The sequence below is a fragment of the Proteiniphilum saccharofermentans genome (assembly GCF_900095135.1).
GTDB classification, from domain to species: domain Bacteria; phylum Bacteroidota; class Bacteroidia; order Bacteroidales; family Dysgonomonadaceae; genus Proteiniphilum; species Proteiniphilum saccharofermentans.
Genome location: NZ_LT605205.1, coordinates 3,622,330 through 3,636,677, shown reverse-complemented (window position 1 = coordinate 3,636,677; position 14,348 = coordinate 3,622,330). Strand labels below are relative to the sequence as shown.

At 39.1% G+C, this 14,348-nt stretch carries 12 protein-coding genes and 1 tRNA gene; 10 read left to right on the top strand and 3 right to left on the bottom strand.

The genetic code is table 11. The features are described 5' to 3' along the window. Positions 1-22: 22 nt before the first annotated feature. From PSM36_RS14140 to PSM36_RS14120, 5 genes are all read left to right on the top strand, one after another. Positions 23-646 carry a type IV toxin-antitoxin system AbiEi family antitoxin domain-containing protein gene (locus PSM36_RS14140; RefSeq protein WP_076931458.1) on the top strand — a complete coding sequence of 208 codons (624 nt, stop codon included), beginning with the start codon at positions 23-25 and terminating at the stop codon, positions 644-646. Next, the gene (locus PSM36_RS14135; protein ID WP_076931456.1) at positions 643-1,464 is read left to right on the top strand and encodes a nucleotidyl transferase AbiEii/AbiGii toxin family protein; all 822 of its coding nucleotides are present in this window, start codon (positions 643-645) and stop codon (positions 1,462-1,464) included. The genes PSM36_RS14140 and PSM36_RS14135 overlap by 4 nt, the downstream gene beginning before the upstream one ends. A gap of 343 nt (positions 1,465-1,807) precedes the next feature. After that, positions 1,808-3,211: a site-specific integrase gene (locus PSM36_RS14130; protein WP_076932287.1), complete on the top strand. Its 1,404-nt coding sequence runs from the start codon at positions 1,808-1,810 to the stop codon at positions 3,209-3,211. 103 nt (positions 3,212-3,314) lie between these two features. Beyond that, on the top strand, positions 3,315-4,949 hold the full coding sequence (locus PSM36_RS14125; protein WP_076931453.1) for an RNA-binding domain-containing protein: 1,635 nt from the start codon (positions 3,315-3,317) through the stop codon (positions 4,947-4,949). Positions 4,950-5,000: 51 nt separating this feature from the next. After that, positions 5,001-5,495, top strand: coding sequence for a hypothetical protein (locus PSM36_RS14120; protein WP_179947214.1), 495 nt, complete (start codon positions 5,001-5,003; stop codon positions 5,493-5,495). A gap of 1 nt (position 5,496) precedes the next feature. Here PSM36_RS14120 and PSM36_RS14115 read toward each other — a convergent pair whose 3' ends face one another. Both PSM36_RS14115 and PSM36_RS14110 read right to left on the bottom strand, forming a co-directional pair. Continuing rightward, positions 5,497-6,390: an IS3 family transposase gene (locus PSM36_RS14115; protein WP_076929797.1), complete on the bottom strand. Its 894-nt coding sequence runs from the start codon at positions 6,388-6,390 to the stop codon at positions 5,497-5,499. After that, positions 6,387-6,686 carry a transposase gene (locus tag PSM36_RS14110; protein WP_019537946.1) on the bottom strand — a complete coding sequence of 100 codons (300 nt, stop codon included), beginning with the start codon at positions 6,684-6,686 and terminating at the stop codon, positions 6,387-6,389. The genes PSM36_RS14115 and PSM36_RS14110 overlap by 4 nt, the downstream gene beginning before the upstream one ends. Before the next feature lie 330 nt (positions 6,687-7,016). Between PSM36_RS14110 and PSM36_RS14105 the strand changes: the two genes are divergently transcribed. Further along, positions 7,017-9,905 carry an NACHT domain-containing protein gene (locus PSM36_RS14105; RefSeq protein ID WP_076931452.1) on the top strand — a complete coding sequence of 963 codons (2,889 nt, stop codon included), beginning with the start codon at positions 7,017-7,019 and terminating at the stop codon, positions 9,903-9,905. Between the two features lie 389 nt (positions 9,906-10,294). Here the strand turns inward: PSM36_RS14105 and PSM36_RS14100 are convergent. Then, positions 10,295-10,378 (bottom strand) — tRNA-Leu (locus tag PSM36_RS14100). A 265-nt stretch (positions 10,379-10,643) separates the two neighbouring features. Between PSM36_RS14100 and istA the strand changes: the two genes are divergently transcribed. The 4 genes from istA to PSM36_RS14080 all read left to right on the top strand — a co-directional run bounded on the left by istA (position 10,644) and on the right by PSM36_RS14080 (position 14,302). Next, positions 10,644-11,831, top strand: a complete 1,188-nt coding sequence (gene istA, locus PSM36_RS14095; protein WP_076929581.1) for an IS21 family transposase — start codon at positions 10,644-10,646, stop codon at positions 11,829-11,831. Between the two features lie 28 nt (positions 11,832-11,859). Continuing rightward, the gene (locus PSM36_RS14090) at positions 11,860-12,120 is read left to right on the top strand and encodes a hypothetical protein (RefSeq protein ID WP_076929580.1); all 261 of its coding nucleotides are present in this window, start codon (positions 11,860-11,862) and stop codon (positions 12,118-12,120) included. Continuing rightward, on the top strand, positions 12,117-12,869 hold the full coding sequence (gene istB / locus PSM36_RS14085) for an IS21-like element helper ATPase IstB (RefSeq protein ID WP_076929577.1): 753 nt from the start codon (positions 12,117-12,119) through the stop codon (positions 12,867-12,869). Before PSM36_RS14090 ends, istB begins: the two co-directional genes overlap by 4 nt. Before the next feature lie 350 nt (positions 12,870-13,219). After that, the gene (locus PSM36_RS14080; RefSeq protein ID WP_076931451.1) at positions 13,220-14,302 is read left to right on the top strand and encodes a mannose-1-phosphate guanylyltransferase; all 1,083 of its coding nucleotides are present in this window, start codon (positions 13,220-13,222) and stop codon (positions 14,300-14,302) included. The last annotated feature ends 46 nt before the right edge of the window (positions 14,303-14,348 follow it).

Genomic DNA, 14,348 nt, shown 5'->3' with positions numbered 1-14,348 from the left:
GTTCGAAATACATTGAATAGTTATGAAGTTTATTTCTCAATTGGGCATTATTCCTTTTGACTTTAGTGTTCTGGCATCCAACTTAAAAGATTATAAGTCACCACGTCAAAAGGTACTGGAACTCGAAAAGCAGGGAACTATTATTCGCTTAAAACGGGGAATGTATGTTGTTTCCCCGTCTGTATCAGGTAAACCATTGTCAGAGGAGTTGATTGCCAATCACCTCTATGGGCCATCTTACGTATCAATGGAAACCGCGCTTCGTTATTATGGGTTGATACCTGAGAGTGTGCACGCTATGGTTTCTATGACATTAAAACTGACAAAAAATTACGAAAATAACATTGGACGTTTTGAATACATTCATTGCCCGGCCGATTACTATTCTATCGGCATTCGTCAAGTTGTAGAAGAAGATTATGCTTATTTGATTGCATCTCCCGAAAAAGCGTTGTGCGATTTGATTGCTTATACCCCCAAACTCCGGCTACGGTTTGTCAAGTCCATGCAAACCTATTTAGAAGAAGATATACGGTTCGACATGGTTGAATTTTATAAAATGGATCCGGATATATTTGAGCAATGTTTGGCCGTAAGTAAAAAGAAAACAGACATTCAAAACATTTTAAAACTATTGAAGAAATGAACATATTCGACCAAATGTTGGCTCGTTATGAGATAAAAAAAGAAAGCGACCTGAGAAATGCCACTTATGAAGTCATGCAGGAAATCGCTCTTGCTGGACTTTACAGGGGTGGTTTTTTCAATAAAGCTGCATTCTATGGCGGAACCTGTTTACGCATTTTTTATGGTTTGAAGCGATTTTCCGAAGATCTGGATTTTTCCTTAATAGCTCCCGATGTCGATTTTGATCTCGAAGAGTATTTTCCGGCAATCATTCATGAATTTAGTGCCGCCGGAAAAGATGTTACGATCTCGAAGAAAGAAAAAAGGACATTAGGACTGGTCGAGTCGGCGTTTTTGAAAGAAAATACGGCAATTTATGATTTGAAATTTCAAACTGAAAAATCCATCAAAATAAAAATTGAAGTGGATATTGACCCACCTATGAATTTCGATACCGAACAAAAGTTGCTGCTGCTTCCTTTTTCGTTTATGACACGTTGTTTTGTATTGCCTGATTTATTTGCGGGAAAGATGCATGCTCTTGTGTTCCGTAATTGGAAATCGAGGGTAAAAGGGCGGGATTGGTATGACTTTGAGTGGTATGTGAGAAATGGAACGAAACTCAATTTCGAGCACTTGCAAGAGCGGATACGGCAGTTTGACGGATTTGAAATGAATAAAGAACAATTTATTGAAAAATTAAAAGAACGGCTCGCCAATACGGATATTGATGCTGTAAAAAGAGATGTGCTGCGGTTTATAAAATATCCTGATGAATTAGATATTTGGTCGAATGACTATTTCTTACAAATAGCAGATATGATTAAACTTGAGTAGAAGTGGATAATTTATATAATATGGGAAAGCAAAGGAATACATTTCCGTTATTTTCAGGAAATAGGTTAAATAGTACACTTTATGAAAAGATAAAACCCTGATTATCAACTGACGATCAGGGTTTATGAGTACCCAGAGCCGGTTTTGACAAGCCCAAAATAAGGAAAACATATAAGATTGAAAAATAACTATAATCATTTGATATTTAGTGATTAACGATTTAATCTGATTGATTGTGTTTGGATGCTATTTGAGTACTTTTACAAAAATGCGGACAAATTGCGGACACGGATATCCTGTTTTTTCGAGGAATAATCTTACCTTTGAAGAAATGTTTTTTGCTATGGCTCAGACGAATTATTATTTAGGTAAAGCGGTTAATAGTGCAGGAGAATCGGAAATAAACTTGCGACTATACGTGTCTCGGGATATTCGTATTCGGGCAGCTTCCGGCATTTGGGTTGACCGCAAGCGTTGGGGAAAGAAAAATGACATCAATATTCCTTTAATACAGGGAGAAGAAAGAGAGCTATTACTTGAAAAACGCTCTAAACTCAAAGCTCTGACCGATTATCTCGAAAATATAATAAACACAAGCGAGGACAAGAGTACAATAGACAGACCTTTCATTGAAAAACAAATAAAGAAGTTTCATAAGCCTACTCGCAAATCTGTTGCCCCAACTGAAGAATCCTTCTTTGATGTGATGGGAAAATATCTTTCCACTCACAAATTATCCGTAGCACGCCAAAAGAATTTCAAAGTAATAATGCGGAGTTTACGCCGTTTTGAGTTATTCAAGAAAAAAGAAGGACATAGAGGATTTAAGATGTCATTCGCCAACTTATCAGTAGATATGTTACACCAGATTGAGGACTTTCTTGGTAACGAAAAAGATGCGTTCCTGAAATACCCTGATATTTACGAAGAGATTCCATATTCGACTAAAGTAGCGGTTAAAACACCAAAAAGGAAACGTCCACCTCGGCTGGATGAGAATGGTAATGAGATTCCCAAAGGTATGCCTAAGCCTCGTGGACAAAATTCTGTTGCAGACATGATGCTCCGCTTCCGCAGTTTCATTATTTGGGCGAACGATAACGGGTATACCATAAATAATCCGTTCAAACATTTTACTATAGGAGAAATCGTTTACGGGACACCCATATATATTACTAATAGTGAACGGAACAGGCTTTTAGAAACTGATTTGTCCGATAATAAAGAATTGGAAACGCAACGGGATATTTTTGTTTTTCAATGTCTAATAGGCTGTCGCGTGAGTGATTTATACAAAATGACCTATAGGAGCATTATTGGTGATGCTATCGAATATATACCGAGAAAAACAAAAGAAGACAGGGCGATAACAGTTCGTGTACCGTTAAATGATACAGCCAAACGACTAATAACCAAGTATCAGGATTATGAAAGAGGAAGTCTTTTTCCATTCAATACAGAGCAGGACTATAATCGAAAGATAAAAGAGGCCTTTAAAAGAGCCGGACTTGGACGGATGGTTACGGTTCTTGACCAACAAACCCGTGAGGAAATTCAAAAACCTTTATACGAGGTGGCTTCCTCTCACATGGCGAGACGTAGTTTCATTGGGAATATCTATAAAAAAGTCAAAGACCCGAATCTGGTCGGAGCTTTAAGTGGCCATAAAGAGGGTAGTAAAGTTTTTGCACGATACCGGACGATTGATGACGATATGAAAAAAGAATTAATCGGGATGTTGGAATAAATCAGTACATTTGTAGAATATAGGATACGCCTCGGGCAAGTTCAAGCGAGCTTGCCTTTCCTCTCGGCTTTCACTATATTTGTTTTAAACTTCAGAACGTAACATGATTACAAAAGATGAAATAAGAGACCTGTTAAAAGATATTGAAAACGAACGTGTAGAAAGAACAATATCGACAAAGGATACCGATAAATTTGCAAGGGCTGTTTGTGCCTTTGCAAATGATCTACCTAATAAAAAACTTCCGGGTTATCTCTTTATCGGGGCTTATGATGATGGTTCGTTGAGTGGGTTAAAGGTGACGGATGAGTTACTGAGGAATTTGGCAGGATTACGTTCTGATGGAAATATAACGCCTCAACCGGCATTGATGGTCGAAAAGTTTTCATTTCCTGATGGCGATATCGCCGTTGTCGAAGTAAAACCGAGCAAGAATACTCCCGTGAAATATAAAGGAACGGTGTATATCCGTATCGGGCCGAGACGAGGGGAAGCAAATGACGAAGAATTAAGAATTCTTCGTGAGAAAAGCGAAGTAAAATCACAAACATTCGATACCTCTCCATGTTTGCATACCACCATTGATGATTTGGATCTGGATCTATTCAAATCTGAATATCTCCCAAAAATGGTAAATGCCAACATTTTAAAAGGAGATAAACGGCAGATTAAGGAACAATTGGCATCCTTAAAATTGTTTGATCCGGCGCAAGACTGCCCGACAGTTGCCGGCATCTTACTTATAGGAAAAGATCCTTCGCATATTCTTTTTGGTGCGTATATACAGTATGTTGAATTTGCCGGAAAAAGCATAACATCCAAAGTGCTGAACGAAAGGCAATTTACAGGGAACCTTATCACAATGTTGAAAGAAATAGATTACTTCATCAAATATACCATTCAGAAGCAACGACCGGTATTTGTTACGGTTTTACGGGAAGAAATGAAAATCAACTACCCGTATGAAGCAATAAGAGAGCTGGCTATGAATCTCATCATGCACCGTACATATGAGACGAATGCTCCGGCTCGGTTTTATGAATATTCCGACCGGATTGTGATGGATAACCCCGGTGGACTTTATGGTAAAGTACAACCGGAAAATTTTCCACATGTAAATGATTACCGTAATCCTGTTATTGCTGAAGCGATGAAAGTGCTCGGGTATGTAAACCGTTTCAACCGGGGAATAAGTATGGTACAGGAACAGCTTGAAGCAAACAAAAACGGCTTGGCTCTATTTGATTTTAAAGATATTACCACATTCAAGGTAACGGTGATGAGTGCCGACCCTAAACCGGAAGGAGAAGTAAGTGGTGCAGATAAAGCAAAAAGTGGTGCAGAAAATGGTGCAGATGGTATAGAAAGTGCTACAGATAATAGGCATGAACGTGTCGGAGATGTGTCGGAGAAGCGTCGGAGAAATGTCGGAGAAGACAATGAAGCAGAAAAGAGTATGGGTGAAGCAATAAATGAAGCAGAAAAGATCGGCTCTGATACAGAAAATGATACAGATGATACAGGTCGTGATACAGAAAATGATACAGAAAACTTAACCTCCCGAGAAACTAAAATTCTTTTATTAATAAAGAAAGATAATTCTGTATCACGGAAAACAATAGCTCAAAATTTAGGAATAAGTACAGCTACAGTTGCTCGGGATATTGATTCGCTTAAAAATAAAGGCATTATAGAACGAATTGGCGGAGATAGAGGTGGTTACTGGAAAATAAAGTAATTATCATGTCTTTTTGGTATGATCTTGCTTAATTAGGAAAACGACATCAACATGGATTATCGTAAAATCAATAGCCATATCATTCTACTACTGATAGTTTCTATTGTCGGTTTGACAATAGCGATGGTAGGCAGATTGATTGTCCTTGAAAAAGAAATTGATACAGGTACGGCAAATTTGACCTTTGTGATTATCCTTGGCGTGTGCGTTATCGCGTATCTGATTATTCTGGCAACATTGTCTCATGTTATTGTCCCGTGGATTATGAAAAAACTGCCGAATAAAAAGAGAACTGCAATAATCATCACAGATGATAATGTTCTCAATGAAGAAAAAAGAATACAAAAACCATCCATAGAAGATATAAGGAAAGATGCCGAAAAACGCCATATCGAAAAGCAAAATGAGAAAATCAACCTATTCATTGAATATTCGCATTTAGCGATGGCTCCTTATGTTACGGATGATGAATTATATCGTCTCGATAGTTGCATCGAATTATATGCAAGAGGAGAATTGGAATTGCCAACTTATTTGAGACAATAAGTTAAGCAACATTTTTAATTAATTGTTTTTTAATATTGTACTGTTTCCAAAATTCATCAATAGTCAAATTACCCAATGCTGAGAATCTTCTTTTATGATTATACCAGGATTCAATATATTCAAATACATCCAAGCACATCTGCTCTTTTGTTTTAAGCTTGGTACCATAAATCAACTCGGTTTTGAAAGATTTAAAGAAACTTTCAGCCACCGCATTATCCCAACAGTTGCCTTTCCCGCTCATGCTTTGCTCTACCCTATGGTACTGCAACAAATTAACGGTCTGTTTGCAGGCATATTGAATGCCCCTGTCAGAGTGAAAGATCATCCCTTCTTTAAACGGTCTGTTTCGGTTGGCCATCCTGATAGCCGGTATGACAGTGCCGGAAGCAGTCAAATTATCGCTGATAGACCACCCAATGAGTTTTCGATCAAAAAGATCAATCACGCACGTAAGGTAAAGGAATCCATCCTTACAGCAGATGTAAGTAATGTCGGACACACAAGCCCTCATTGGTTCTTTTTGATTGAACTCACGGTTAAGCAAATTAGGCGCTACATTGTAATTGTGGGATGCATCAGTGGTTACCCTAAACTTCTTAGAAAGCTTGCTGCGCAATCCCATATTTCTCATATGACGGGCAACAGTTGTTCTGGAAACATTGACTCCGGATGCTTGCAAATCTTTAGCCAACCTGGGACTGCCGTTGCGCCCCTTGGCATCGAAGTATGCATCTTTAATCTCTCGGCTAAGTTCCATATGCTTTTGTTCTCGTTTATTTATAGGGTTCTTAATCCAACGGTAATAACTGCTGCGAGATACACTCAATACTCTGCACATCATCCCAATCGTCCACTCCCTCGAGTTGTAATCCTTTATAAATTGATAAATCAACGATCGCTCGTGGAGATGATGCCTAAGGCTTTTTTTAATATGTCACGCTCTGTTTCAGCCTCTTTAAGGCGTTTTTCCAGTTCTGCAACCCTTCCGGCTTCTCTTTCACGAGAACGGACTCCGTTGCCCGGGAAACTGCTTTCCCCACGTTCCCGGTACTCTTTGCACCAGCGATACAATAGTGCAGGTGATATGCCCAATTCGTGTGCGAGTTCGGAAACATTCTTCCGCTCGAAACTTAATTTGACGGCATTATCTTTAAATGCCTTGTCATAATGTGTTCTTTGTTTTCTCATACTTTGACAAATGTAAGTTTTTTATGCTTAACTTTTTGTCCCAGCAAAGTTAGTAACTCCAACTGTCCGTTTTTCAACGTCGGGGACCTGTCACCCTTGGTGGTACAATCGGTAACTGTGCATTGTCAGATATGGGGATTAAGTTATATCAACTTATGAATCTTGAAGAAATAGAAGAAGCTGATTATTGTAAGACGCTAACGGAATTTCAAGAAATGTTGCCTAACAGGTGAGTAGAGGTAATAATTGTAAAGGGGATAGACCTAAAATTAGTAGGGTACAAATAAAAACAGCCAACAATAAAGACCAGAATTATTAATACTATAGGTTATGATAGGAAAAAGTAAAATAAAAAAAATTGAGGAATTGAGTATAGCCGACTTGAAAGGCTTAATGGTTAATTTAATCAAATATCTGGGATACAATGAGGTGGTGGTGGATAGTAATGCAATAGTTGCTATTAATAAAAGTCCTCTTAGTTCAGAGAAGTTTTTATTCATACTTTTAGAACAGCGTCTTAGTGGAAATGTTGATATAGGCAGCATTTATGATACTATCGTAAAGTATCAAGATACTCATATGGCCAATGTTGTATATCTTGTTTCTGAAAAAAATATATCAAGTGGGTTTGAAAAGACAATTTCTCAGAAAATTACTCATTTTAAACTGAATTTCATCGGGCGTGACCGGTTAATCGACCTTATAAATGAAAATTACAATGACTTTTGGAAGCACAAAGATTTGAATTTGATTGAATATGAAAAACATTTTTGTGACAGTCTATCAAAGGATACAGAACTGAAGAAACTGAAAATATTCAATGATAAATACCAAAAGTTATTAGATATCTATATTGAACCTAGAATCATACATTTCTATGAAGATAAAACAACCCAAACGCCTGTTCGAAAAAGAGTAACAATAGATGATATTATTAAATCTACTAAGCCAACAATTCTCTCGGGTGATGCAGGTGCAGGGAAATCTACTTTTCTTAAAAAAATCGGAGAACAACTCATTTCCTTGAATCTTGATGAGAATACTACTATTCGAAATATACCGATATATATATCAACGATAGAAATTTATGAAACCAACTGTGAGATAGAAAAATTGGTCATAAAAAAACTGTCAACCTTTTTTGCTCTTGAAAGCTTATTGGATATTTCTCGTAGTTATCATGTCCGCTTGTTGATTGACAGCATTGATGAGTTTAGTGAGGATGAACAAAAAGGAATATTGATAGAATTGAAGAACCTCTCAGAAAGATATAATTTTAGGTATGTCATATCTTCGAGAAATTCCGATAAAATGGAATCGTTATCAGATAGCTTATTTGATTCGTATCATATAGAAAAATTTAATACAGAGCAAGTAAAGAAATTTATTTCAAAGTTTTTCTTGGGTGAAAACGCTAAAACAGAATCTCTGTTGGAGGCTCTGAAGGAAAATAGAATAATTGAAAGGCTCCCGATTACACCCTTAACACTATCGCTGATTTCAATTCTATATGAGGAAAATAATTTAGAAATACCTGCAACAATTGCTGATATTTATGATAATTTCAATTCATTAATAATAGGGCGATTGACCGTGTCTAGTAGAATTGAGTTTGTCGATATATCATTTAAAGAAAGGATTCTGTCTTTATATGCACTATACTTGTTGGAGAATGATAAACATACGCCATTGACTAAAGATGAGTTTTTTCATTACTTTAATAAATACTTCAATGGGAAAACACTACCTATTAGAAAAGGCTCATTAGAGGAAGTTTTGGAATATTTGATAGATAATACTGGCGTATTGATTGTAAAGGATAATAAATGGGTTCAGTTTAGTCATGATTCTTATATGGAATATTATGCTGCTGTTGAAATCTTTAAACATAGACGTGATAAAGAGGATTTATTAGTTGAAAATTTCTTTGATTTTAAATGGCAGAATTCTGGGATATTCTACGCAGGTAAGTCTAAGGATATGCCCGTTTTCTTGGAGAAGATTATAAAGAAACTTAGAAATGCGAATCAGTTAAACCAGTATATTTCTGGTGTATTGGGTTCTGGGTATTTATTACAAGCTCTATATCAAACTGACAATAAGCTAAGAGAAGAGGCTATACATGAGGCTATTGATTTAAATACCAAGTCTACAGAAGTCCTAATTAAACTAGCTGCGGACGATATGGTTCTTTTCAAAAATTATTCTATTCCCATTCTTCAAATAATGAATCTCTTATATTTTTATGAGAACTTTAATTCGATTACAGTTAAAGAACCCCTAAAAATGGCTTTCTGTCGTTTGTATGAAGAATATAAGAAAACCAAAAAGGTTATTTTTGCATTAAAATCAGTAACCATTGCCTTAATATTAGACTCAAGAAGAATATCTTACAGTAAGGCTTTGGAAACAATTATTGATGATGATTCAATAATGAAAGAACCAACCTTATACTCAATTCTTGATTTTTCTTTCTCAACGCTAGGGGGAGAGAAGTATGATAAACTAAAAAAAGAAATTCGAGAAAATTATTTCCCAAAAATATCAGAGCCCGTAAAAGAATTAATAAAATTACCTGCCAGTAGAGTTCGGTTTACTAAACTTGATACTGTATTGTCAGACAAAAAGGTACAGCTAGTAGTTGAGGGAAAAACCGATGCTGAAATTATCGAACACGCATACTATGTTTTGACAAATGGTAGTAGCCCGTATTGGAGTATTAAATCGAGTGGTAATGTATCCGGAGGAGGAGCTTCAGAAGTTGCAAAGTCTATATCAAATTGTAAGCCACTAATAGAAGAAGATGATATAGTAATTGGGATTTTTGACCATGATTCAAAAGGGTTACAAGAATTTAGAGGCTTAAAAGAATCAGTTTTTATTAAAAATAAGAAGGATACAGTTCGAAAACATAGAGATAGTAATATTTATGCCCTACTTTTACCAGTGCCGGGAGAAATGGATGTTTACTTGAAGAAGGATCAATCTTTCAATTTTTTTGAGGTTGAACATTATTTTGGGCATCAGTTCCTTATAGACAGCGGTGTAGTCGAAAAAACAGATATCCCAGATGTATATAAGATTAAAGAATCAAAGAAGGCTGGATTCTCAAAACTGGTTAGAGGGGTACATGATAGGAAGGTATTTATGTATTTTATAGATTTGTTTGATGCAATAGATGAAATAACTCAAATTGATATTGAGTATTCAGCTGATTAAGGTGAAAGTATGGACTTGCTCTGATTGTAAGGCGGTTTTGTTAGATTCAATAAGATGATTTTTCTAAGGAATAATTCCCTAGAATAGCATGGTATATTGATAGGGATTTTAGCCCTTGATATTTCAGTCAGTCAGGTTATCGCTGGTGGGTTGCTTCCCAGCAGGTCGTTTCCTTTTTACTTGACGGGAACAAAGATGCTTGTTTTGACGTATAGATAGAAAGTAATAATGATTTACTAAGCCAATTCTGGTATTTAGGCAGTATAAAATATTGCTAAAAGACTATAATTTTTTCCAACTTCCCAAAAAATGCGGACAAATTGCGGACACGGGAGGTGAAACAAAAACGCTAAATATTTTATTATTAAATATTTAGCGTTTTAAAATCGTACCCAGAGCCGGGATCGAACCGGCATGGAAGTGAATCCACTGGTGTTTGAGACCAGCGCGTCTACCAATTCCGCCATCTGGGCATTGCCAAAAAGTGGATGCAAAAATACGCATATTTTTGGTATTTTGAAATAAGTTCCCCTTCTTTTTTGCAGATATTCGATCAATTCGTGTTTTTAATTGAAGTTTTGATCGCCTGTTTTATGTTCTGATATCTTTGTAATCAGTAACTTCGCATGTACAATTTTCGGCAAGATTGAATGTACAGAAATTGGCAATATGCAATGTACATAAAAAGGGTTAAAGAAGAGTCTTCATATATTTGTAATTCACGAAAATACAAACACTATGAAGACTCAGATACATGACCTTAGAAAGGTACGTATGTGGTACGAAGTTAAAGAACTTTCCAGTAATCCGGGCAATTCGGACAGTAAAATTGCAAAAAAGTTGGGTGTTGATCGCAGAACTGTTTCCAGGTACAAGAAGATGAGTGAAGAAGAGTTTCATGAGTTTTCAATGAAACAACGTGTATACGAACTTGTTCTGTCGCCATATTACCCGGACGTTCTTTCCTTATTGAGTATAGACAATGGTTTGCCGGCGGCAGTGATAGAAGACCGGCTGAAGGAGAAATACGCCGACTTGCCGAAGGTGAACAGCAAGACTGTATACAACTTTGTCCAGCACGTGCGGCGTCAGGAGAAGATCCCTGTACCGGAGAAGATCCGCCAGACGGAAGCCCTGGAAGAGTTTGCATATGGCAGCCAGGCGCAGGTTGACTTCGGTACAGCACAGATGCGACGTTTGGACGGCAGTAGGCGCAGGGTTTATTTTTTTGCCCTTGTCCTGTCACGCAGTCGCTACAAATATGTGTTTTTCCAAACAACTCCCTTCACCGGGAAAACAGCCGTCCAGGCTCACGAGCAGGCCTTCAAGTATATAGAGGGTATCCCCGGGAAGCTTCTCTATGATCAGGACTCGGTGTTTCTGAAAAGTGAGAACCTTGGCGATTATCTCCTGGCTGATGATTTTCGTCGCTACAGGGATGAACGCGGTATCAGCGTTGAGTTCTGCCGCAAGGCCGATCCCCAGAGCAAAGGCCGGGTCGAGAACGTGGTAGGATACGTGAAAAACAACTTTCTTCGCGCGCGTACCTTTCACGATATAGATCGCCTCAACGAGGAAGTCCTGAGCTGGTTGGAGCGCAAGGCGAACGGCACCAAACATGCCACGACGAAGCGCCTGCCCCATGACGTGTGGTTGATTGAAAAGGAGCATCTCTCCTTTTTTCGCCCCTCACCGGCAATCCCCCGGGATGAGATTCCCACCTACACGGTGAGAAAAGATAACACAATCAGTTACAAGGGGAACTTCTACAGGGTCCCATATGGCACCTATAACGGGAAGGGACCGGAGGTATTACTCAAGGTCAAGGATGGCACCCTTTCGCTTTCCAACCGGCAAGGCATCCTTCTGGCCGAGCACCCCGTCAGTCTTGAAAAAGGCAAGGTAAGAGGAGATACACAAGTATAAGCCCCGTTATCTGAGAGACAATCTGAAAATGATAAGGGAGGTGATGGGCGAATATGGTGAGGAGATCGTTGGCAGTGCACTTGATTACTGCCTCGACAATGGGCTCTACAACGCCCTTTACCTGAAAGAAGCCGCATCACATTACCGGGAGTTAAAACGCCGGGAGAAGAAGCCCTTGCCTGTTGTAAGCGTGTTGCATGACGGTGTTCAAACAAGTCAGTATGACACGGATGCATACATCCCCGAGAGAAGCAAGATAAACCGGTACGATCAAATCATGGAGCTATGAAGCAGATAGAAAACATGAAGCAATATGCCGGCATACTTCGTTTGGGATACCTGAGCAAAAACTTGCAGCCGATGCTTCACCAGGCGAGCATAGATACACCGGGATACGCGGACTTCCTGGAGAACATGCTTATAAAAGAGCTAGAGCAGCGACAGCTGAATGATTACCGGCGCAGGACTAAACTGGCCCGTCTGCCACGTGCACACGAGCTTGACGAGTACGATTACAAGGCCTCGAGCAGCATCGGCATAAGGCAGATGACACAGCTCAGGGAGCTGCTCTGGGTCGATCAGCTATACAACCTGGTGCTGATGGGGCCAAGCGGTACGGGCAAAACATACCTGGCCGGGGGACTGGTCAATGATGCCATCAAGAAAGGTTATAGGGCCTATTTTACCACCATGGCTGACCTGATAGGCGTGCTCAACAGGAAAGAAATCATCTCATCGGCAATGAGCACCTACAAGCGATACACCAAGGCACACCTGATTGCCATAGATGACATCATGATGTTCCCGGTGCAAAAGAGTGAAGCGGTGGCTCTGTTCAATCTGATCAATCACCTGCATGAGCAGTGCTCGATCATCATCACCACTAACAAGTCACCCAGCCAGTGGGCGGAGACACTGGATGATGAAGTGTTAGCCACAGCCATCCTGGATCGACTGCTATATCGTTGCGAGGTGATCAGGTTCGAGGGAAACGGTTACCGTATGGACAACCGGAAAACTTTCCTTGAGAAAGAATAAAAAAACAGTTGAATACAATAAAAAAGAGATAGTTAATGTAATGTTAAACCTGTACATTGGATATTGCCAAAAGTTGTACACTCAACATTGCCATTTTTTGTACATTGTAAATTTGCTAATTACAATCTTTTACGGATGTATTTTTTGGATCACTTCTTATCATTTTTATGTTATGTTTCCGGCTGCTTCCCGATGCTGTTTCCGTTTTGTTTTGTATCTTTAAAGGCAAATTTGAGGAGACCATAAACAAATTGTTGCGGAAGGATGTTATTTAACTAAATAGGAACCCGTACAAAGAAAAAAGTAGATAAACGTGAATTTCATTTTTAAAAACATATATAATCTTAGGAATGAGAAACAATCATAATTATTGTGTAATCATGAGCGGCGGTGTGGGAAGCCGCTTCTGGCCCTTCAGTAAAGAGGGAAAACCCAAACAGTTTCTTGATTTCTTCGGAACAGGACGGTCGTTGCTGCAAAGTACTTTTGACCGGTTCAAACAAATAGTTCCGGCAGAGAACATATACATTGTGACGAACGATGCATACGCTGAAATGACGAAAAAGCAGTTGCCCGAACTGAAAGATAACCAGCTCTTGCTGGAGCCGATCAGACGAAATACCGCTCCTGCCATTGCTTACGCTTCTTTCAGGATAAACGCGATCGATCCCAACGCGAATATAGTCGTCGCTCCGTCGGATCACCTGATCATGAATACTGACGAGTTCGTGGCTGATATTCAAAAGGGGCTGGATTTTGTAAACAGTAATCCGGTCTTACTTACGCTCGGAATTAAACCCAGTCGTCCCGAAACAGGCTATGGCTATATTCAGGTGAATGAGGAGGAGACGGGTGGAATACATAAGGTGAAGGCGTTTACCGAAAAACCTAATTTGGAACTGGCCAAGAAATTTGTCGACAGCGGTGAGTTTGTATGGAACTCGGGTATTTTCCTGTGGAATGTAAACACCATCCTGGATGCTTTTAAAAAGTACCTTCCGGATATCAACCAGAAGTTCAGCGAGGGAAAAGAGGTGTTTAACACGCCCGACGAGAAAAAGTTTGTCGATGCGAGTTTCCCGTTTTGTCCTAATATATCCATCGATTATGGTATCCTGGAGAAAGCGGATAACGTATATGTGAACATCTCCAACTTCGGGTGGAGCGACCTGGGAACCTGGGGCGCCCTGCATGAAATCTCGGATAAGGATGGGGAAAGCAATGCCAGCCTGCACTGCAAGTCCCTGTTTGTAGAGAGTAACGATAATGTCGTCGCGATGAGTGAAGACAAACTGGTCGTCTTACAGGGTCTTGACGGTTATATCGTCGCCGAGTCGGACAATGTCCTGATGATTTGTAAGAAAAGTGAGGAACAGCGGATCAAACACTTCGTGACGGATGTGAAATTCCGTTATGGAGATGAATATGTTTAATCCTTGGGAGAAGACATCAAGCCGGGTATCCCGTAAGGGGGCGTAC

Excerpts from the sequence above, each read along its gene's own strand:
- PSM36_RS14080 (WP_076931451.1), top strand. The coding sequence starts at position 13,220 with ATGAGAAACAATCATAATTATTGTGTAATCATGAGCGGCGGTGTGGGA.
- PSM36_RS14140 (WP_076931458.1), top strand. The coding sequence starts at position 23 with ATGAAGTTTATTTCTCAATTGGGCATTATTCCTTTTGACTTTAGTGTT.
- PSM36_RS14105 (WP_076931452.1), top strand. The coding sequence starts at position 7,017 with ATGATAGGAAAAAGTAAAATAAAAAAAATTGAGGAATTGAGTATAGCC.
- PSM36_RS14125 (WP_076931453.1), top strand. The coding sequence starts at position 3,315 with ATGATTACAAAAGATGAAATAAGAGACCTGTTAAAAGATATTGAAAAC.
- PSM36_RS14130 (WP_076932287.1), top strand. The coding sequence starts at position 1,808 with ATGGCTCAGACGAATTATTATTTAGGTAAAGCGGTTAATAGTGCAGGA.
- PSM36_RS14135 (WP_076931456.1), top strand. The coding sequence starts at position 643 with ATGAACATATTCGACCAAATGTTGGCTCGTTATGAGATAAAAAAAGAA.
- istB (WP_076929577.1), top strand. The coding sequence starts at position 12,117 with ATGAAGCAGATAGAAAACATGAAGCAATATGCCGGCATACTTCGTTTG.
- PSM36_RS14110 (WP_019537946.1), bottom strand. The coding sequence starts at position 6,686 with ATGAGAAAACAAAGAACACATTATGACAAGGCATTTAAAGATAATGCC.
- PSM36_RS14120 (WP_179947214.1), top strand. The coding sequence starts at position 5,001 with ATGGATTATCGTAAAATCAATAGCCATATCATTCTACTACTGATAGTT.
- PSM36_RS14090 (WP_076929580.1), top strand. The coding sequence starts at position 11,860 with ATGATAAGGGAGGTGATGGGCGAATATGGTGAGGAGATCGTTGGCAGT.
- istA (WP_076929581.1), top strand. The coding sequence starts at position 10,644 with ATGAAGACTCAGATACATGACCTTAGAAAGGTACGTATGTGGTACGAA.